At 58.6% G+C, this 20,057-nt stretch carries 20 protein-coding genes and 1 pseudogene; 11 read left to right on the top strand and 10 right to left on the bottom strand.

Translation table 11 applies throughout. The features are described from left to right. Positions 1-4 precede the first annotated feature (4 nt). Complete coding sequence (locus tag EJA70_RS25650) at positions 5-481, bottom strand: cupin domain-containing protein (RefSeq protein ID WP_158834461.1); 477 nt, start codon at positions 479-481, stop codon at positions 5-7. 98 nt (positions 482-579) lie between these two features. On the opposite strand from EJA70_RS25650, the gene EJA70_RS25645 reads away from it, so the two are divergent. Further along, positions 580-1,473, top strand: a complete 894-nt coding sequence (locus EJA70_RS25645; RefSeq protein WP_158834460.1) for a LysR family transcriptional regulator — start codon at positions 580-582, stop codon at positions 1,471-1,473. Between the two features lie 9 nt (positions 1,474-1,482). Here EJA70_RS25645 and EJA70_RS25640 read toward each other — a convergent pair whose 3' ends face one another. Continuing rightward, on the bottom strand, positions 1,483-1,686 hold the full coding sequence (locus EJA70_RS25640) for a hypothetical protein (RefSeq protein ID WP_158834458.1): 204 nt from the start codon (positions 1,684-1,686) through the stop codon (positions 1,483-1,485). A 331-nt stretch (positions 1,687-2,017) separates the two neighbouring features. Continuing rightward, positions 2,018-2,962 carry an aldo/keto reductase gene (locus EJA70_RS25630; RefSeq protein ID WP_178116996.1) on the bottom strand — a complete coding sequence of 315 codons (945 nt, stop codon included), beginning with the start codon at positions 2,960-2,962 and terminating at the stop codon, positions 2,018-2,020. Positions 2,963-3,074: 112 nt separating this feature from the next. Between EJA70_RS25630 and EJA70_RS25625 the strand changes: the two genes are divergently transcribed. The 3 genes from EJA70_RS25625 (at position 3,075) to EJA70_RS25615 (ending at position 5,917) form a co-directional block, all read left to right on the top strand. Beyond that, positions 3,075-3,845 (top strand): alpha/beta hydrolase, encoded by a 771-nt coding sequence (locus tag EJA70_RS25625; protein WP_158834454.1) that lies wholly within the window; start codon positions 3,075-3,077, stop codon positions 3,843-3,845. A gap of 297 nt (positions 3,846-4,142) precedes the next feature. Continuing rightward, on the top strand, positions 4,143-5,009 hold the full coding sequence (locus EJA70_RS25620) for a CAP domain-containing protein (RefSeq protein WP_158834452.1): 867 nt from the start codon (positions 4,143-4,145) through the stop codon (positions 5,007-5,009). Positions 5,010-5,152: 143 nt separating this feature from the next. Beyond that, entirely contained in the window at positions 5,153-5,917 is a 765-nt protein-coding gene (locus EJA70_RS25615) for a PoNe immunity protein domain-containing protein (protein ID WP_158834450.1), read from the top strand. A 54-nt stretch (positions 5,918-5,971) separates the two neighbouring features. Here the strand turns inward: EJA70_RS25615 and EJA70_RS25610 are convergent, their stop codons facing one another. Then, positions 5,972-6,418 (bottom strand): NUDIX hydrolase, encoded by a 447-nt coding sequence (locus tag EJA70_RS25610; RefSeq protein WP_158834448.1) that lies wholly within the window; start codon positions 6,416-6,418, stop codon positions 5,972-5,974. A gap of 522 nt (positions 6,419-6,940) precedes the next feature. On the opposite strand from EJA70_RS25610, the gene EJA70_RS25605 reads away from it, so the two are divergent. After that, positions 6,941-7,369 carry a nuclear transport factor 2 family protein gene (locus EJA70_RS25605; protein ID WP_158834446.1) on the top strand — a complete coding sequence of 143 codons (429 nt, stop codon included), beginning with the start codon at positions 6,941-6,943 and terminating at the stop codon, positions 7,367-7,369. Positions 7,370-7,523: 154 nt separating this feature from the next. Here the strand turns inward: EJA70_RS25605 and mqo are convergent, their stop codons facing one another. From mqo to EJA70_RS31445, 3 genes and pseudogenes are all read right to left on the bottom strand, one after another. Then, on the bottom strand, positions 7,524-9,170 hold the full coding sequence (gene mqo, locus EJA70_RS25600; protein ID WP_008082399.1) for a malate dehydrogenase (quinone): 1,647 nt from the start codon (positions 9,168-9,170) through the stop codon (positions 7,524-7,526). A 532-nt stretch (positions 9,171-9,702) separates the two neighbouring features. Next, complete coding sequence (locus tag EJA70_RS31450; RefSeq protein ID WP_371924621.1) at positions 9,703-10,428, bottom strand: methyl-accepting chemotaxis protein; 726 nt, start codon at positions 10,426-10,428, stop codon at positions 9,703-9,705. Positions 10,429-10,560: 132 nt separating this feature from the next. Continuing rightward, a pseudogene (locus EJA70_RS31445) lies at positions 10,561-11,316 on the bottom strand (MCP four helix bundle domain-containing protein); the annotation flags it as partial. Between the two features lie 243 nt (positions 11,317-11,559). On the opposite strand from EJA70_RS31445, the gene sodC reads away from it, so the two are divergent. The 5 genes from sodC (at position 11,560) to EJA70_RS25570 (ending at position 14,873) form a co-directional block, all read left to right on the top strand. Then, entirely contained in the window at positions 11,560-12,081 is a 522-nt protein-coding gene (sodC, locus tag EJA70_RS25590) for a superoxide dismutase family protein (protein WP_008082401.1), read from the top strand. A 141-nt stretch (positions 12,082-12,222) separates the two neighbouring features. Then, complete coding sequence (locus EJA70_RS25585) at positions 12,223-13,470, top strand: AAA family ATPase (RefSeq protein ID WP_158834442.1); 1,248 nt, start codon at positions 12,223-12,225, stop codon at positions 13,468-13,470. Beyond that, the gene (locus tag EJA70_RS25580) at positions 13,467-13,958 is read left to right on the top strand and encodes a hypothetical protein (protein WP_158834440.1); all 492 of its coding nucleotides are present in this window, start codon (positions 13,467-13,469) and stop codon (positions 13,956-13,958) included. Before EJA70_RS25585 ends, EJA70_RS25580 begins: the two co-directional genes overlap by 4 nt. A gap of 118 nt (positions 13,959-14,076) precedes the next feature. After that, positions 14,077-14,391 (top strand): DUF2388 domain-containing protein, encoded by a 315-nt coding sequence (locus EJA70_RS25575; protein ID WP_008082402.1) that lies wholly within the window; start codon positions 14,077-14,079, stop codon positions 14,389-14,391. A gap of 80 nt (positions 14,392-14,471) precedes the next feature. Then, a complete protein-coding gene (locus EJA70_RS25570) occupies positions 14,472-14,873 on the top strand; it encodes a hypothetical protein (RefSeq protein ID WP_177323315.1) in 402 nt (133 codons plus the stop codon). On the opposite strand, the gene ligD is transcribed toward EJA70_RS25570, so the two are convergent. The 3 genes from ligD to EJA70_RS25555 are packed head-to-tail and all read right to left on the bottom strand — an operon-like array spanning position 14,874 to position 19,824. Continuing rightward, on the bottom strand, positions 14,874-17,465 hold the full coding sequence (gene ligD, locus EJA70_RS25565) for a DNA ligase D (protein ID WP_158834438.1): 2,592 nt from the start codon (positions 17,463-17,465) through the stop codon (positions 14,874-14,876). It abuts the gene before it with no gap. Between the two features lie 17 nt (positions 17,466-17,482). Then, positions 17,483-18,436, bottom strand: coding sequence for a class I SAM-dependent methyltransferase (locus EJA70_RS25560; protein WP_158834436.1), 954 nt, complete (start codon positions 18,434-18,436; stop codon positions 17,483-17,485). Between the two features lie 11 nt (positions 18,437-18,447). Then, positions 18,448-19,824, bottom strand: coding sequence for an iron-containing redox enzyme family protein (locus tag EJA70_RS25555; RefSeq protein ID WP_158834434.1), 1,377 nt, complete (start codon positions 19,822-19,824; stop codon positions 18,448-18,450). On the opposite strand from EJA70_RS25555, the gene EJA70_RS25550 reads away from it, so the two are divergent. Next, on the top strand, positions 19,823-20,057 hold a 235-nt coding region (locus EJA70_RS25550; RefSeq protein WP_158834432.1), incomplete at its 3' end, for a hypothetical protein. The two genes, EJA70_RS25555 and EJA70_RS25550, sit on opposite strands and share 2 nt — an antisense overlap.

The following is a 20,057-nucleotide window of genomic DNA, read 5'->3' as shown; positions in this document are numbered from 1 at the left end:
ACCATTAGTCGATCTGTGGGTATTGCTCGGCGCTCACCTGCTCCATCCATTCCACCACTTTGCCATCGAGCACTTCAGCAATGGCGATGTGGGTCATGGCCGTGGTCGCTGCCGCACCGTGCCAATGCTTGGCGCCCGGCGCAATCCACACCGTATCGCCCGGGCGAATGTCGCGCACCGGCTGCCCCCATTCCTGCACATACCCCGCCCCGGCGGTGACGATCAATGTCTGTCCCAGTGGATGCGTGTGCCAAGCGGTGCGCGCACCCGGCTCAAATGTCACCGTCGCGCCACTGACCCGCGCTTCATCAGAGCCCTTGAACGGCGCATCGACGCGCACAGTGCCGGTGAACCAATCCGCCGGGCCACGGGCCGAAGGTTGCGAGCCATTGGGCGTAACGCTCACGCGGGGTTTTTCATTGGCCTGTACCTCACCCGCCAGCAGGGACAGGGTCAACGCAGAAGCAGCAATCGGGTTCATGGCAATGTCCTCCTCAGAATCAATGCAATCACTTTACCGACCCGCACTCTTTTGATAATCGACTAGAATTCGAAAAAACTTATGCAGGACACTCATCAATGCTTCGAGAAAACGCCACCGACCTGCTCGCCTTCCTCGCCGTGGCCCGTGAACGTAGCTTCACCAAAGCTGCCGCCAAGCTCGGCGTCTCGCAATCGGCGCTGAGCCACACCATTCGGGCGCTCGAAGCACGCCTTGGCCTGCGCCTGTTGACGCGCACCACCCGCAGCGTCTCTCCCACCGAGGCCGGTGAACACCTGCTGCAAACCATCGGCCCGCGTTTCGAAGAGATCGAAGTGGAACTGGCCGCCCTGAGCAACCTGCGCGAAACCCCGGCGGGCAAGATCCGCATCAACGCCACAGACCATTCGCTGGACTGGCTGCTGCGCCCGGTGCTCAAGGAATTCCTGCCCCAATACCCCGACATCGCCGTCGAAGTCAGCTGCGATTACGGTTTCGTCGACATCGCCGGGCAGGGTTTCGACGCCGGCGTGCGCTTGGGCGAAGACGTGGCGCAAGGCATGATCGCCACGCGCATCGGCCCGGACATGCGCATGGCGGTGGTTGGCTCGCCCGCGTATTTCGCCCGCTGCCCCGCCCCGCAAACCCCGCGCGACCTGACCGACCACAGCTGCAACAACTTGCGCCTGCCCACCAACGGCGGGCTGTATAGCTGGGAGTTCGAGAAGGATGGCGAAAGCCTGAAGGTGCGAGTATCCGGGCAGATCACGTTGAACGGCGTCTACCCGTTACTTGATGCGGCGCTGGATGGTTTCGGTTTGAGCTACATCCCGGAGAACATTGTCGAGCCGTATCTGGCCGATGGTCGCTTGCAGCAAGTGCTTGAGGATTGGTGCCCGACATTCGCCGGGTATCACCTCTACTACCCGAGCCGGCGTCAGGCGGCACCGGCATTCGCGTTGTTGCTGGAGGCGTTGCGCTATCGCGATTGATTGCGCCGATCACTTCTTAAAACAACCGGCGGTTCGCCAGTGAGTTTTAACCAGCGCGACGGCTTGTGCCTCCGAGCCGGCAATCGCCGTTATTTCTTGTCCGCGCTCCTGACCCAGACAGATGTACTCCGCCGTTTCTGCCTGAGCGTTGAGTGAAATTGCCAACAGACAGACAGCGACACTGCCGGTCAGCGTTTGGCTGGCCATGTTCATGGAGAGTCTTCCTTGTCGAAACCGTAGACCCCCATGATTGATCGCAGAGAGAATTCCGCCAACTGTCAGATCTGACAGTTGTTTAGATGTTTTGGATATTGCCGGGAGTTGAATCAGGCATAACCTCTCTGAGAAAACACAATCTACTGTGGGAGCGGGCTTGCTCGCGAAAGCGCTGCGCCAGGCACCCGAAATGTTGGCTGACACGACTCCTTCGCGAGCAAGCCCGCTCCCACATAAAGATCGCCATCAGTTCTGCACGGGTGCGTAGCCTGATCGACTTTCTGGTGGAGCGTTTCAAGCACATCGACAAGCTGGATATCGCCACGGACTAACCCACCAACGCAATCAACTGATGCCGCTGCGCGTCGGTGAGCATCGGCCCGAATCCGGCCCTGACGTTGTCGGCCATATAACGCGGATTGCTCGTCCCCGGAATCACACAGGTCACCGCCGGATGCGCCAGCAGAAACTTCAGCGCCAGTTGCGGCCAGCTGCTGACCTGGACGTCCGACACCCATGCCGGCAAAGGTTTGCCCTTGAGCCGGCCCAGCAAAGCACCGCCACCAAACGGCCGATTGCAGATCACCGCCACCCCGCGCTCACGGCACAGCGGCAGGATGCGTTTCTCCACACCTCGATCATCGAGGGCGTAGTTGATTTGCAGAAAATCCAGTTGCTCATTCTTCAGCACCGCTTCGACTTCATCGTAAGCCGAGGACGTGTAATGGGTGATGCCGATGTAGCGGATGCGCCCCTGCTCTTTCCATTCGCGCAGGGTCGGCAGGTGCGTTTGCCAGTCGAGCAGGTTGTGGATCTGCATCAGGTCGATGCGTTCGGTGCGCAGCAGGCTGAACGACTGCTCCATTTGTGCGATGCCCTCCTTGCGCCCGCGTGTCCACACCTTGGTCGCCAGAAACGCCGGCGAACGCGGTTCATGGATCGACAGCAGTTCACCGGTGGTCTGCTCGGCGCGGCCATACATCGGCGAGCTGTCGATCACCGTGCCGCCCTTGGTGAACAGCTCGTCGAGCACCGCGGGCAGTTGCCGATAAACCGGGTCGCCAGGCGCAACGTCGAAACCGCGATACGTGCCCAGACCGACCAGGGGCAATGACTCTGAGCTGGAGGGGATGGCGCGGGTCTGCATGGCTTGGCCTCGGATAGTCGCGGGTGGCGCGGCAGTGGCCAGCGCCCGATCAAAAGTGAAGACTGCCGAAACCCCGGCAGCCAGCGTGAGCAATCGGCGACGGGAGTAACCCTCAGTGTGGCTCATGCTGGTTCCCCTGCTGCGTGGATCTGTTGCATGTTGTGTGCGCAGGCTGCCCGGTGAATCCCCCTGAACTACACTGCGACAGCAAACCTTCGTACCCGTTAAAAGTAGCCGAATGTCCCGAACCCTGATGTCACTCGTCGTATTGATCGTCGCCGTGTACCTGGCGCTGTGTGCGGCGCTATTCTTTTTTCAGCGCTCGTTGATCTATTTTCCGCAGCCCAGTGCGGTGAATTCGGCCGACTCGCGCCTGAAACTGGCAATGCCCGATGCGGATGTCTGGGTGAGTACACACGAGCGCGTCGGCGCGCGGGCGCTGATCTATTTTGGCGGCAATGCCGAAGACGTCTCGCGTAACGTGCCGGAGTTCGCCGCAGCATTTCCCGATTACGCGTTGTATTTCCTGCACTACCGTGGCTTCGGTGGCAGCGGCGGTTCGCCGTCCGAAGAGGCGATTGCCAAGGATGCCCTGGCGCTGTTTGATCAGGTGTACGCCAGCCATCCGCAAATCGCCGTGGTCGGGCGCAGCCTGGGCTCGGGGGTGGCCGTGCGTCTGGCCAGTCAGCGGCCGGTGCAGAATCTGATTCTGGTGACGCCGTACAACAGCCTCGAAGAAGTCGCCGTGAAACAGTATCCATGGGTGCCGGTGAAGTGGTTGCTCAAGGATCGCTACGAGTCGGGCAAGTACGCTGCGCATTTACGCGTGCCGACGTTGCTGCTGGCGGCGAGTGATGACGAGGTGATAGCGCGGGACAGTACGCAGCGCTTGCTGGAGAATTTCCCCAACGGCGTGGCGACGCTGAAGATCGTGCCGGAATCGGGGCATAACTCGATTTCCGAGCGTCGGGAGTATTGGCGGTGGATGGGGGATGTGTTGAATCGGTGATGTTTTTCCCCTGATGTCCCTCTAGTGCCTGGAATGGCCCCATCGCTGGCAAGCCAGCTCCCACAATTTTTGTGATGAATAGAAATGACGTGTACGACTCAAATCTCTGTGGGAGCTGGCTTGCCAGCGATGAGGCCAGCTCGATAGCCATCAACGCCCCTGAAACACGCAACATGTCGGCGCCATGCAAAGCCTTTATCCGTCTGTGAACCAAGTCCAGAAACCCCAGTCCTATTCGCGCCGCTTTCTGCGGCGCAATCCATTTGAGCGCTGTCTTCCTTCTGAGCCATCCACCCCATGCGCCACGCCGTTCGCTCGTCTCGCCTTGTTTCGCTGTGCCTGCTGATCCTTTCCCCCCTCTTCACCACCACCGCCCACGCCGGTGCAGAACGGCAACTGGTGGTTGCCATCAATGATTACCGCGCGCACCCACAGCGCTGTGATCGGCGCCCCGCGCAACGGCTGGCGCCGCTGGCACTGAAATCCAATCTGGTGCTACCCAACGGTTATCGCTACAGCGGCGGCATGCGCGAGGCGCTGAAGTCAGCGGGGTATTCGGCGGTTGCGGTGCGCAGTATCCGCATCGTCGGTGCGCAGGACGCAGAAGAAGCCTTCGACCGACTGCAAAGCGACTATTGCGGTGCATTGCTGGATGCAACCTACGCCGACATCGGCATCCGTCGCACTCGCAGCGAATGGCAAGTGGTGCTGGCTCGCCCGGTGCTCGACAGCCGCGTCGGTGACAACCGCAGTGTCGGCAAAGCGTTGCTCGCCGAGGTCAACGCCGCCCGCGCCCGCCCAAGGATGTGCGGCCGCCAGCGTTTCGCGGCGGCGCGGCCGTTGAGCTGGAATGCGGCGTTGGGCGCAGCGGCTCAGGGCCACAGCAAAGCCATGGCGTATGGCAACTATTTCGCCCACCGCGATCCTGATGGTGATCTGCCGGCGGATCGCGCCAAAGCGGCGGGTTATCGCGGTCGGCAGGTCGGCGAAAATATTGCCGCCGGGCAGAGTTCACCGGGCAAGGCGATGGCCGGATGGCTGGCCAGTCCCGGGCATTGCGCCAACCTGATGAACCCGATGTTCACACAGGTCGGCGCCGGTTTTGCCAGCGAGGCGCGCAGCGATGAAGGGGTTTACTGGACAATGCTGTTCGGCGCCCCCTGATTTCCCTTCCAATGTAGGAGCTGCCGCAGGCTGCGATCTTTTGATGTTGTTTTTCAAGATCAAAAGAATACGTTCGTGCGCTTGATCGGCCTACCCGAATGCCGCACCCTTTGCGCGTTTTTTTCCAATGGATGGATCCCTGTATGCCAATCGAGCGTCAGCCGTATTTCAGTGCGCGCCACTACGAAAACTTCTTCAAAGAACACGATGAGGTGATCGAGTTTTGCAAGACCAACCGATTCCAGTCCGACTCCGACGAAGAAGAAGCCTCCCTGCGTGCGAGACACATGCAGGGCCTCGCCCTGGATAAGCTACTGGCGACTTACACGGCCGGAGAAGCCATCGAGTTACTGGTGCCATTGCTTGAGGATGTGATTGAAAAGTATGAAGTGGTCCAGCGTGCGCTAGAGATTTATAACGAACTTGAACATATTTCCCCGCTGGCGATCGATGACTGGCCAGACCAGTATCAAGAAGCGGTTCAAGTCATGGGGCTGTGCATTTTGTTGCACCGCCACGACTTGCTGGCACGCTTCGTCAAACTGCTGGACCAGGCTGGTTATGCCGGCGATGACACGCTGTATGAGGATCTGCTGACAAAAGTGCTGCCGGGGCGGCATGACATCGATCAGTGGTATCACGACGCCTATACGCCGCTTGTTCAGGCGATTTACGTGGAGACGGCTAAGGCAGCTTCGGCGCGCCTGGATGAGTTTTGCCAGGGCTGGTACGCGTCCTTCGAACACGCGCCCTGGCATGACACTCACTTGCAGGGCGAGTGCGGCAACTTCGTCGGTTACTGGGCGATCGAAGCGGCAGCCATTGCCTTTTTGTACAACATCGATGACAGCAAAATCGATCACATGTTCTACCCGAAAGACCTGATCGAGTACGCACGCAATCATTGAGGCGATGCACGTTGCAATCAGGCGCAAGGCGCACATCACGACCTTGCGCTGAACTCAATCAAGCAACCCGGCGTTCTTCAGCAGCGCCTCCAGCCCCACCGGCACCAACGGCGTCTGTTCGCTGAAGCTGGCGCTGTCATGCCAGCGCACGGTGAAGGCAGCGCCGTCACTTTCATGCCCCTCAAGGTGGGATCGCTCATAGAGGCTGGAATCGGCGAAGTGAGCGTCATAGACCTGGACGATCTCGTGGCCGGGCTTGCCGTTGTAGACGAATAGACTTTCCAGCGTCCCGAGCAGTTGAAGCGCGGTCATCGCGAAGCCCAACTCCTCCTCGACTTCTCGGGCAATTGCCTGGGCGCTGGTTTCGCCGAATTCGATGCCACCGCCGACAGGACGGTAGATCGTCTGCTGTGTCACGGGGTCGTGAAACTGATTGACGAGGATCCGGCCTTTGTCATGAAAGACGCAGAGTGCGAGCGCGCGAATACGCTGTTCGGCCATGAGTGTGAAGTCCATTTGCAGTTTTTCGGCGCGGCATTAAAACATGATTAAAGCGCCCCAATCCGTGAACTTCACACGCTCAGAAGTCGTTGTGAGGTCAGACCGGAGAAATGGTTGCCAGCATGCCGATCAGAATGGTCAATGTCAGAAATCCACCGAGAAAAAAAGCCATCTTGTTCATGTTGCTCTCTCCATTGCTGAGCTTGCGGAGCACCGGACGCTTCGGGATGAAGAACTGTCGCGAGTGACCGGACTGCGCAGCTATTCTGAGCCTGTGACTGAACCGGTTACAGAGGCAGATTGAAACGAAAAAAGCGTATCAGATGACATCTGATCCTGTCGCGGCCGGGATTTTTTGATCTTTTCTTTCGAGATTGAAAGTCAAAAGATCGCAGCCTGCGGCAGCTCCTACAGGTGTGCATGGGGGGATATTCAGGGGATAGCAACATGGTTGCCTTGTTGGCGTGTTGATCTAGAGTCATCGCCATCGTCTGAACAACAACAAAAATAACCGGAGTGCACATGACTGAGCTGAAGCTGCAAGCCAACGTTGCAGAGTCCCTGAACCGCTGGCACGAGATGATCCGCACCGGCAACTTGAGCGCCCTGCCCGAGCTGCTCGATGCGCAAGCCGTGTTTCGCTCGCCAATGGCACACACGCCCTATCCCGGCGCACCGGTGGTGTCGATGATCCTCAATACGGTGTTCGAGGTGTTTGAGGACTTCCACTACCACCGTGAACTGGCGACAGCGGATGGTTTGAACGTGGTTCTGGAATTCAGCGCCAAGGTGGGAGCGAAGGAACTCAAAGGCATCGACATGATTCGTTTTGATGAGCACGGCAAGATTGTCGAGTTTGAAGTGATGGTGCGGCCACTGAGCGGACTGCAGGCGCTGGGCGAAGAGATGGGCCGTCGACTCGGCGCGTACCTCGCCTCCGCCAAACCCTGAATGGACCTGTAGGAGCTGCCGAAGGCTGCGATCTTTTGATTTTGTTTTCAAGATCAAAAGATCGCAGCCTTCGGCAGCTCCTACAGGGGGACAGTGCATAAAAAAACCCACTGACCGTCGCCGGTTCAGTGGGTTTTGTGTGTCAGGGGTCTAGTTACAGAGCCATGTCACGTGCAGCGTTTTCCTTCGGTGCTTCAGCTTTTTCAGCAGCAGGTGCGGCCGGAGCAGCTACCTGACCGATGACTGGAGGCGTCGGCAGTTCGAGGATCTTGGCGGTGTAAGCCCACTCTGCAGCCACTTTGGCTGGATCGCTGTTCAGCTGAGTGCCGTAGCTTGGCACGATCTGGTGCAGCTTGGTTTGCCACTCTGGGCTAGCCACTTTGTCTTTGAAGACTTTCTGCAGCACGCTCAGCATGATCGGAGCAGCGGTCGACGCGCCTGGCGATGCGCCCAGCAGGCCGGCGATGGAGCCGTCTTGTGCAGCAACGATTTCGGTGCCCAGTTTCAGCACGCCGCCAGCGGCTTCATCACGCTTGATGATTTGCACGCGTTGGCCGGCTTGCCACAGGCGCCAGTCTTCGGCTTTGGCGTTCGGGAAGTATTCCTTCAGCGCGTTCATGCGGTCTTCATCCGACAGCATCAGTTGGCCAGCCAGGTACTCGACCAGCGGGTATTCCTTGATGCCGACCTTGGTCATAGGCCAGATGTTGTGGGTGGTGGTGCTGGTCAGCAGGTCCAGGTACGAACCTTCCTTGAGGAACTTGGTGCTGAAGGTCGCGAATGGGCCAAACAGGATCACGCGCTTGCCGTCCAGAACACGGGTGTCCAGGTGCGGAACGGACATCGGCGGTGCGCCAACCGAGGCTTTACCGTAGGCCTTGGCCAGGTGCTGTTCAGCGATGGTCGGGTTATCGGTCACCAGGAACGAGCCGCCTACCGGGAAGCCAGCGTATTCCTTGGCTTCAGGAATGCCCGACTTCTGCAGCAGGTGCAGTGCACCGCCGCCAGCGCCGATGAACACGAACTTGGCGTCGGTTTCGGTTTTAGTGCCGTCTTTCAGGTTTTTGTAGCTGACACGCCAAGTGCCATCGGCATTCTTGGTGATGTCCTCGACTTCGCTCGACAGTTTCAGATCGAAGTTAGGCTTGGTTTGCAGGTGGGCAGCGAACTGGCGGGTGATTTCGCCGAAGTTCATGTCGGTACCCAGCGGGCTCCAGGTGGCCGCGATTTTCTGGTTCGGGTCACGCCCTTCCATCATCAGCGGAACCCACTTCTTGATCACAGCCGGGTCTTCGGAGTACTGCATGCCGGCGAACAGCGGGCTCGCTTGCAGGGCTTCGTAGCGCTTTTTCAGGAACTTGATGTTGTCATCACCCCACACGAAGCTCATGTGCGGCGTGGTGTTGATGAACGAGCGAGGGTTCTTCAGAACGCCTTGCTGAACCTGCCAGGCCCAGAACTGACGGGACACCTGGAACGCTTCGTTGATCTCGACGGCTTTCGGGATCGTCACGTTGCCTTTGTCGTCTTCCGGGGTGTAGTTCAGCTCAGCCAGAGCCGAGTGACCGGTACCGGCGTTGTTCCAGCCGTTGGAGCTTTCCAGGGCGACGCCATCAAGGCGCTCGACCATTTCCATCGACCAGCTTGGCTCCAGCTCATTGATCCACACACCCAGGGTGGTGCTCATGATGCCGCCGCCGATCAGCAGAACGTCGACTTTCTTTGCTTCGTCAGCATTGGCGGATGTCATCCCCATCGCCAAAGCCAGACCCAGCAGGGCTGTGTTCACTTTTTTAAACATCTGTTGCACCTATGATAAAACGCCTTCCGCCCGCCGCTGTTATCTGTATGCGATCCGCTTTGATGACGCTCAGGCTAGCGTCGCAGATTCCGGCACACTTCAATTTTGACGGGTGGGCACACAAGGCCGACGTGCTGCATCGACCTCAGTTAATGTCCCTTCTGAACTGACTTTTTATCATTATTGGCTTCAGCTACTTGAGCGACAGGGATTCCGTCAGCCCGCCCGAAGGCAAGCAAACTGAATTAGGTCAAACCAAGTTGGCGCGCAGAATATCACGTCAGGGCAAACCCGCGCGTCTGTTCCCGACTTGAGAGTCTTTTTCCGCTCAGGGGCTTATCGGCCGATAGCAGCTGAACATGACCGTGTGTTTTATCAATAGCGTCAGGGTGACTGGTCTGGCCTCATCGCGGGCAAGCCCGCTCCCACAAAGTTTGATGGTGTTACCAGGTTTGTATTTACACCGCAGAACCCGTGGGAGCGGGCTTGCCCGCGATGGCGTCAGGCCCGACACCATAGAACCGCCCTGCTGTCACAACCGAAACCGATCCACCGACTGCGCCAGCTGCCCTGCCAGGCTCGACAGCTCATCGGTAGTAGTCGCCGTTTGCCCGATCACCCGGCTGTTGCCCTCGGACATCCCGGCAATCATTTCCACCTGGTGGGCAATCTCGTTACTGGCCTGACTCTGCTCGCCGATCGTGCGGGTGATGTCGTTGACCAGTTGCGTCGTGCTCAACGTGGCGTCGAGGATTTCACGGATCGCCCGCTCGACATCTGCCGTCACCGCCATGCCTTTGTCGACCTGCGCCACCCCCGCTTCCATACTGCTGACTGCCTCGCGCGTGCTGCTTTGAATACGCGCGACCATCGCGGCGATTTCCTGGGTAGAAGCACTGGTGCGCGCTGCCAGACTGCGCACTTCGTCGGCCACCACGGCAAAGCCCCGACCCTGTTCTCCCGCGCGAGCGGCTTCGATCGCGGCATTGAGCGCCAGCAGGTTAGTCTGGTCGGCAATGCTCTTGATCACCTGAATGATGTTGAAGATGCCTTCGGATTCCTGATCCAGCGTGCGGATCACCTGTGCCGACTGTTGCGCCGAACGGGCGATGTCATCCATGTCACTGACCACTTGATGAATCACCCCGCCGCCCTCCTTGGCGAGGTTTTCCGCCTGGTTGGCCATGCTCAAGGCACGTTCGGCGTGGCGGGTGATTTCCTCGATACTCGCGGTCATCTGGCTGGCCGCGGCGGCCATGGTGCTGGCGGCGACGCTTTGCTGCTGGCTGCTGTCGGCGACCTGATGGCAACCGTGACTGAGCTGCTCGCTCATGCCGCTGACGCCATGGGCATTGCTGCGCACCACGTCGATCATGTTGCGCAAATCCCGCTGCATGGTTGCCAGCGTGCGAATCAGGGCGCTGGCTTCGTCCTTGCCGGTTGGCTCGTTGATCGGCTCGCTCAGATTACCGTGGGCGATGCTCTCGGCGATGCGGCTGGCGGTTTGCAACGGCCCCGTGATGCTGCGGATTACCCAGCGCCCTTCCACCAGCAACAGCAGCAAACCGGCGAGCAACACGACGGCGAGGGCGATGTTGGCGTTGCGGATGGCAGCTTCAGTGGCTTCGCTGGTTTGCCGGGTATTGCTTTCAATCAACTCGCTCAACGCGGCCATCTGTGTTTCGAGCTGGCTGAAGGCGCTGTTGAACGTGCCAAGTTGCTCTTGCGCAGCCTGCGGATTGTCCAGCGCCAGACCGACAATCTGTTCACCGGCATTGATGTAGGTGTCGAGGCTCGGCTTGATCTGCTCCAACGCCGTGCGCAACGTCGGGTTGATCGGCAGCTTGAGATTCTCCTCCAGCACTTCACGGAAATGCCCCGCATGCTCGTCGATCGAGTCTCGCGCTTCGACTGCCGTGCTGGTGCTTTTGCCCAGCCCGACCAGCATTGCCGAGTAGACATCGGCGCGCAGGGCGTCGTGCATCATGTCGGCTTCCATGTGGTTGCGCAGCGCGCTCATGCTGACCGCGTTATCGCTGACTGCCGTGGCCATCCGCTGATTGCCGACATAGCTGACCAGACTGACCAGCAACGCCGTCAGCAGGCTAGTAACAATCAGCAACACTAAACGCAGTTTGATCGACACCGGGTTTTCCTCCTTGGTCACGCCCGTAAACGCTTGTCAGACCTTCAGTTAAGCCTATCTGCGCAGGTCTGCCGGGCCAGTGCGTGTCAGCAGGTGTCCGCGTGAGGGCTGAATGCCACAAAACTTTCCGATTGCGTGACAAGTCACACTTTGCACGCAGGCGGCCGAGGCCTTCATCGCCGGTTAATGCCGGCCGGCTATTGAGTCCGTCGTTGAAAAACCCTCATGCACAAGGAAACGCTTATGAAACGCGCTCTGTGGTTAGGCCTGCTCGGCACTTTCGCCATCGGCACCGCGCAGGCAGCGACAGAAAAAGTCGCCATCAATCTGGTCAGCGCCGACGGTGCGCCGCAGGCGATCGGCTCGGTCACTGTCAGTGAGACGCCGTACGGCCTGTTGTTCACCCCTGATCTGAAATCGCTGCCGGCCGGCATCCATGGCTTTCATGTGCATGAAAACGGCAGTTGCGAGGCGGGTATGAAAGACGGTGTCAAAGGCGCAGCACTGGCTGCCGGCGGCCACTTCGACCCGCAAAAAACCGGCAAACACCTCGGCCCTTACGCCGATGGCCATCTCGGCGACTTGCCGGCGGTTTACGTGACAGCTGACGGCAGCGCCAACTATCCCGTACTGGCGCCACGCCTGAAAAAGATTTCCGAGATCAAAGGGCACGCGCTGATGATCCACGCCGGTGGCGACAACCACGCCGACATGCCCAAGCCGCTGGGCGGTGGCGGTGATCGCATGGCCTGCGGGGTGATCTGAATACTCCGCACCCTTTCACCAGAAAAATCTGGGCGGCATCGCTGCCCAGGTCAACTCTCCAGTTCTTTGCTCTTCACTATCTCCCTCGCCCTGATATGCTGCTGCGCATTACGTAAAGGCACATCTCTCTGGGAGTATTCGATGACCCGACTACGCGTCAAGCATTTTGGACCTATCCGCGAAGGGATGAAGAATGATGGCTGGATAGAGTTCAAACGCGTGACCGTGTTCGTGGGCAATCAGGGCTCCGGTAAAAGTACGCTTGCCAAACTCTACTCAACCTTCTCATGGATCGAGAAGGCATTGGTGCGAGGAGATTACGATCAAAAATGGTTCGAGCGAAAGAATCGTTTGACCAAACCTTTTTTAACCTATCACCGTCTCGAGAATTACATTTCTGCAGGTCAAACTGCTTTAACGGAAATAGACTACGAAGGAGAGGCCTTCTCTATCAGTTACGCAAATGGGCAATTGCACATTACTAAAGCGAAAACTGATGGATATCAGCTACCACAGATCATGTATGTGCCTGCTGAACGAAACTTCATTTCCTATGTAAAGCACCCTCGGGAATTGAAGCTGTCTTCTGAGTCTTTGAAGGAGTTTCTTACCGAGTTTGATAACGCCAAGGCCAGCATCAAGGATCCCCTTCCGCTGCCTATCAACAACGCAGAGCTTGAATACGACAAACTGAATGACACCTTGAACATCCGGGAGTCTGACTACAGATTGAAGCTGGCGGACGCTTCCAGTGGCTTCCAGTCTGCTGTTCCCCTTCACTTGGTCAGTCAATTTCTGGCGAATAGTGTCCAGGAACGCATCGAGGATCGTCAGGAGTCGATGAGCGCCGGAGAGCTTGAGCGCTTCCGCAAAGAAGCAGCGAAAATTCTTGCCGAACCTCTCACTGTAGAGCAGCGGCGGGCACTCATCTCAACCCTCTCATCACGTTTTAATAAAACCGCTTTCATCAACATCGTTGAAGAGCCAGAGCAGAACCTTTTTCCCCGATCGCAATGGAGCGTTTTGCAAAATCTTTTACAGTTCAACAATCAAGGCAAACACAATCGGTTGGTCCTCACCACGCACAGCCCTTACGTTGTTAATTACTTGACCATTGCCGTACAAGGTAAAATTTTACAAGACAAAATCCTCAAGAAAAAACGTGACAAAACCTGGCTCGAAAAACTTGACGCGGTTGTCCCGCTGCGTGCATTGGTCAGCGCAAAAGATCTTGCGATATACCAGGCGGATGAAAAGACGGGGCGTATCGAAAAACTGCCGGTAATTGAAGAAATTCCTTCCGATAATAATTACCTGAATGAATCACTACGTGAGGGTAATGATTTGTTTGATCGTCTCCTTGATATCGAGGAGGCTTTGGAGGCGTGAATTTTCTTGATACGGGTTGCCAGTCCGGTCCCTTCATGGAGGTCGAATTCGGACTCTGTGATGATCAACACACTCAAGCCTACGTCGACGTAGCCGGCGGTAGAAAATGGAGCGCGGTCGTCAAAAACCCGAACCAGGAGAAGGTCACCTTCACGGCCATTGATAAATGCGTGATCAAAGACGGCGAAGAAGCAGGACGAGGTCGCTGTGATTGCATGCTCACAACTGAAAAAGCCCTCTATCTGGTTGAGTTAAAAGATTGGAGGCGCGGGGGCTGGAAGAGTCATGCCTGCGATCAGTTGGAATCGACCATCCACTTCCTGGCAGCGACGCATGGCGAGCAGTTTCTAGAGAATTTCAGCCCTAAAAAAGCCTATGCCTGTAACCGGAAAAGCCCATTCGTTGAAATCGATAACCAGCTGAAAAAACGATTTTCCAGACTCTATCAGTTCCGAATCGATATTCAGGGCACCATAAAAATTGACTGATCCCAGGCGGCAACCGGTGTGAAACACTGACACCTTCAACGGAACTCCCGCCCACCAAGCCCCTCTCACATTATGTAGTCCTTCCCTTTTTGCTTCGCGCTTGTGGAGGAACACCGTCATGCGCAAGTTAGTGCTCGTTTCTTCTTTACTCCTATGCCTGCCCGTTGGCTCCGCTCTGGCCAAAGTCGATGCCGGAGATGTCGCTACCTCGGCCGGTGTCTCCGCGTCGCTGTACTCGACCTTCAAGGATCACAAAATGGTGATTCCGGCCCGTGACGACTTGTCTGCATTTGTCGCCAGTGGCGGGGCCATTCGTGGGGTTTATCTTGAATCCGTGCTGCAACAGGTTCGCCAGGACAACCCTGGCCTGAACGCCAGCGATGAAGACCTCGCCAATGCGATTCTGGTGCATTACGAAGGTTTGAATCAGTAGCGCTCACGGATCAGGCAGCCGATGGATGGCCGCTGAAGGCGCATAGGCAAAACTGTCCGACGGCCTCTATGATGGAGGCCATGACGACTTCCGTGCCCTTGCGTTCACCCTGCCCGCCCGGCGCCTGCATCTGCGGGCGCGATCCGTTGCTGGAGCAACCCGGCGCGGATCTGCGCATCCTGCGTCTGACCCGCGAGGAAGAAAAAGTCTTGCTCGCGCGCTTGGAAAAACTGAAGAATCTCGATGATCTGAAGCATCTGCAAAAGCGCATGTTCGAGCAGTTGGGTATCCGCGTCGAGGTCGCGCCCGGCTTTCACGAAGTGCGCACCATGCTCGGTATCGAAATAGAGATCGACGAGTTACCGGGGCTCTGCCGCAAGACGCGCAAGGCCATCCCCACCGCGATTCGTCGTGGCCTGAATAACAACCCCGAAATCGCCTTCGAACTGCTCAACGCCAACGACCTGTTGCGCGACACCTGATCACTTCTTCATGCCGACCCGTTTGCGCATCTCGGCGGTGATGCTCTGGCGGATTTTCTTCAGATCCGCCCACGGTTCGTCGCCCACTTCGGCCAAGCGTTCGTGGACGTTGTGGATGTTCCACTGATTTCCGCCCTTGATCTCGGCAACCTCTTCGCGAAACAACGGCACCGACACTGGCAGACCTTCGCGAGTGCGCGCCGCGTAGGCGCAAATGGTCGTGGCGCCGAGGCCGTTGCGCAGGTAATCGATGAAGATCCTTCCGACGCGATTCTTCGGCCCCGACACCGCCGAAAAGCGGTCCGGCAACAGCTTGGCCATGTGACTGACAATCGCGTGGCTGAAGTCTTTCACCTCATCCCAGCCCAGCTTGCGCGTCAGCGGCACCACCAGGTGAATGCCCTTGCCGCCGCTGGTTTTCAGAAAGGCCTTGAGCCCCAGTTCATCGAGCACCGTCAAGGTCAGGGCCGTCGCTTCGACCATGCTTTTCCAGGGCAACGCCGGATCCGGGTCAAGGTCGAGGACGAAGCGGTCAGGCTTGTCCAGGTCAGTGGTGGTCGCGTTCCAGGTGTGCAGTTCGACTGTGCTCATCTGCACCGCGCCGATGAGCGCTTCGGCATTGTTGATGAGCATCACCGGTTGCCCGGTGAGATCTTTGTCCAGCGTGGTGATGCCGGGGATCGCCAGACGCTCGGCGTTCTTCTGAAAGAACAGCTCGCCGGCAATGCCATCCGGCGCACGCACCAGGGCGACCGGGCGATCCTTGAGCTGCGGCAGGATCCACTGCGCAACGCTGGCGTAATACTCGGCCAGTTGCATCTTGGTGGTGCCGCTGACAGCGTCGATCACCCGATCCGGGTGGGTGATGCGCACTTTGCCGCTGGCCAGACCGAGTTGCGATGGCGCCGTGTCAGCTTTTTCCGCAGGCGCTTTTTTCGCCGGTTTCTTCGCAGCGGTTTTGCTCTCGGAAGTCTTCACGGGCTTCGCTCGCTCCTCGTTGATGTCCTTGGCCGGTTTGTCATTGCGCAGACCATGAAACACAGCATGGCGCACCGAGCCGTCCTTGGTCATTTCGGCAAAAGCCACTTCGGCCAAGAGTTTCGGTTTCAGCCAGTGCACGCCTTTGGCTTCGAATCCCGTGGGAGGATTGACCACGGCCGCGCTCTTTGTCTGCAGCGGTTTCAGTTGCGCAAGAATGCTTTTCAGCGTCGCTTCGTTGAACCCGGCGCCGACCTTGCCGGCGTAGCGCAATTCGCCGCTGTCGCGATCATGCAGGCCGAGCAACAATGCGCCGAAGGCACTGCGCGAGCCTTTCGGTTCGGTGTAGCCAACCACGACGAATTCCTGCCGATGTTTGCATTTGAGCTTGATCCAGTCGCCGCTGCGTCGGGACACGTAGGGCGAGCCGAGACGCTTGCCGATCAGCCCTTCCATCTGCATCTGGCAGGCGCTGTTGAGCAAGGCGTCCGGGGTTTCGTCAAACGCTTCGGAATAGCGCAACAGTGGATTTTTCTGGGCGCCGAGGATGGTCGACAGCGCAGCGCGCCGCTCCTCGACCGGCACTTCGCGCAAATCCACGCCGTTGAGGTACGGCAAATCAAACAAGTAGTAGAGGATGTTAGCGCTGCGCCCGACTTCGAAGGCATTTTGCAGTGCCTGAAAATCCGGCACGCCGTGTTCGTTGGCGACGACCATTTCGCCGTCCAGCCAGGCCGATTCCAGCCCCAGCGCAGCCAGGGCTTCGGCCTGTTGCGGCAATTTGTGCGTCCAGTCGTGGCCGTTGCGGGTGAACAGTTGCACCTGGTCATGATCGATCCGCGCCATGATCCGGTAGCCGTCGAATTTGATTTCGTAGCTCCACTGGCCTTCCGGCGCACTGTCGACCAGCGTCGCCAGCTCGGGCTTGAGCTGCGCGGGCAGTTTGGCTTTGTGCGCCCCGGTCAGCGTGCCGGTGGCTTTTTTACGCGCTTTGGCGGCGGGTTTCTTGACCGGTTTGCTTTGCTCGGCAGCGAGTTTGGGTTTGCCGACGATTGTGCGTTCGCTGAGCACACTGTCGGGCTCGGCGACCAGCACGTCGTAATCGTCCTGCGGGCGCGCGGCGTTGTCCTGATGCTTGATCAGAAACCACTGCTCCTTTTTCCCCGGCATGTGCGTGCGCACCAGATTCCAGATGCCGCCGAGTTTTTCGCCTTGCAGTTCGAACTTGAGTTTGCCCTTGGCGTAGGCCTTTTGCGGGTCCTCCAGCGGAATCCACACGCCGCGATCCCAGACGATCACGTCGCCGGCACCGTAATGCCCTTCTGGAATGCTGCCCTCGAACGTCGCGTAATCCAGCGGATGATCCTCGACATGCACCGCCAGACGCTTGACCTTGGGGTCGAGCGACGGCCCCTTCGGCACCGCCCAGCTCTTCAAAGCGCCATCGAGTTCCAGGCGAAAGTCGTAATGCAGGTGCGAAGCGTCGTGCTTCTGGATGCAGAACTGCAGGGCGTGATCCGTGCCGGTTTTACCACCCCGGCGCTTGGTCGCGGCCGGTTCCGACGTCGCCGAAAAATCGCGCATGCGGTTGTAGTCGTCGAGGTTCCTGTTCATCACACACCTGCCTTGTGTCAACCCAATCGGGTCACGGTCAGCGCCACCACGGCGATCCGGTCAACCCGTTGATAGCCGGGGTTGAGCAATTCCTCGCCGAAGACATCGGGGTCGAGTTCACGATACGTCCAGCCGAAGCGCTTTTCGTCCAGGCGTGGCAATACCGTGTCGAGAAACGGATCCCGACCGTCGACCATCGCCACACCGGTGTAGAGCAACAGCGAGCCACCGGGTGCCAGCCGATTCAGTGCCTGCTCGACAATCCGCAACGACAACCCGGCCCCCAGCGTGCCGCCGCCATGGCGATACGCGCGCCCCGCCGGATCGGCCATGTACGGTGGGTTGGCGACGATCAGATCGAACTCGCCATCGACACCTTGCAGCAGATCACTGGCGCGTGCCTCGACGTTGGCCACTTCGGCCAGCGCGGCGTTGATCGTGGTCAGGCGCAGCGCAGCAGGGTTGATGTCCAGCGCCAGCACTTGCGCTTCTCGGCGAGCACGACCGATCACGATGGCGCCGACGCCGGCACCACAACCAATGTCCACGGCGCGACGGATCGGCGCAAAATTCTGCTGCAGATGAGCGTGAATCACTTGGGCGAAACGATAGGTGTCGGGACCGAAAAACACTGCATCCGCCGCGTCAGTGGGAAACGATGAATGCACGAAAAGCAAATCGTCGAGACTCGACCAACGCACCCGGCTTTTCAAATGGCCGTCGTACGTATCGATGATCTGCGCGTCTTGCAGTTGCCGTTGCTCATCGGCAGACAACAATCCCGGTTGGAACGGACGCGACCAGCCGAACACATCGCGCAGGCAATCGGCCGCCTGACCTTCGTCGCGCTGATTGACGCGTTGGTGCGTCAGCGGCGTCGGGGTGATGAATCGATAACCGTCGGCCTGCAGACGCCGACCGAGTTGCAGCAACGCCAAGGCGTTGCTGTCGAGTTGTTCTTCCTGAGTCATTGGCGGCTTCCTTAAGGCAGGCAGGATTTGAGTTCGATAAAGCGCCGAGTGGCGAGCAACCCGGCCGGGTGTGCATGTCGCGCTGGCGCGAGCCAGGGCAAGAGTGTCGCGATTTGCGTGAGGGCGTCCTGACCTTGCAGCGCCGCCATGAGTTGTTGCACATCCGGATCCTGTTCAGGGACCTCGATGGCTGCCGCCATCTGACTGTGCCGCCGCGGCGATCGCGGTTTTTCCGACGACGTCCAGTCACCGGCAATCCAGTCGTGCACGAGTTGCTTTTCATAAGCATTGAACACGCCGAACATCGCCGCGCCGTCGCCCGCGATCAGTTGCCAGAAGCGACTTGCCTGCGGGTCTTCATGGCGTTTGATCCAGCCTTTGTTCTGCAAGGCCTCAAGGAACCCGGGCAATTGCTCAGGTGCTGACAGCCATTGATTGACGGTCTGCCCTTCGAAGCGGCAGTAATCGGAATGCATGTGCTGGCCGAACGGACGTTTGCGCTCAAGCATCGCCAGCAACGCTTGCTCCAGGTCGAAACCTTCGATGATCGCGCGACTGCCCTGCCCCAGATCATTGAGCCGATACCCCAGCGATACCCGGCGCAGAAACTCCGCGCGATCGGCCTCCAGCGGCATCAGGTCGAGAACCGCCTGCACGGCTTTTTGCGCATGGCCGGTGCTGGCATTGTCGATGGTCACGTGCAGGGTGAAGTAGTACGGATCGATCCCCAGCTCACTGAGTTCGTAACTGCTGATCAACAGGTGCAACGGCAGTTGTTCGTAGCCAAGGTTGTAGCCGATCACCTCAGGCAAGTAATCGACACCGGCGATGCCGAGGGCCAGTTGCAAAGCGCCTTGCAGATAGTGTTCATCAGCCGTTGCGCTGCTGTCTTGCAAGTCATGTTCGGCAAGGAGTTTGCGGTAGATCACCACATGGTTTTGCGCGGGGTTGCCGTCGCCGAGTTCTTCAAGATAGGTGGTCAGCAAATCGCTGAAACGTGGATCCTGCCATTGCGGAAGCAGGCCGGCGAGCCAGGCGCCGTCAACCAGTTTGGTCGGCGCCACCGCTTGCAGAAAGTACAGCGCTTGCGCCTTGCAGGCGAAAAACTGGCGCGGCCCGCCAGCCTTGCGACGTTGCAGGTAGTCGGCGTATTGGCGCCCGACGTCGGTGCAATGGTCGGCGACCCACGCGTGCCACGTCGTGGGGTCTGCGGGCAGCGAGTCGGTCAGTTGCGCAGCGTCTTGCAGTTGTTCCCGCAAGAACGCTTGCGCGAGGGCCTGAGGATCATCCTCGCGCAGCAGAGCCTCATATATTTGCCGAAGGTTCCCGGCAGGATTGATCGCTTGCGGCTGGGCCGGCGCGGTGTGCAGGCGTGTCAGGACAGTCATGGCAATGTTCTCGGTCGGTTTTGGCAGGGCGCTGTTTCACACGCCTCTACAGCAGCAGAGGGTGTGCGCCTGCGAAAAATTCAATCGACGTGAAATTTGCCCGGACGGACGGCGACCTACGGCGCTTTCGCAGCCCCGGAAACTGGCGAAACTGCTGGAACTGCTGGAACTGCTGAAACTCACTGTAGGAGCTGCCGAAGGCTGCGATCTTTTGATCTTAAAAAACAACGTCA

It is taken from the genome of Pseudomonas sp. PB103, from assembly GCF_009764635.1.
Lineage (GTDB): Bacteria > Pseudomonadota > Gammaproteobacteria > Pseudomonadales > Pseudomonadaceae > Aquipseudomonas.
This window is presented reverse-complemented; position numbering and strand designations above follow the sequence as displayed.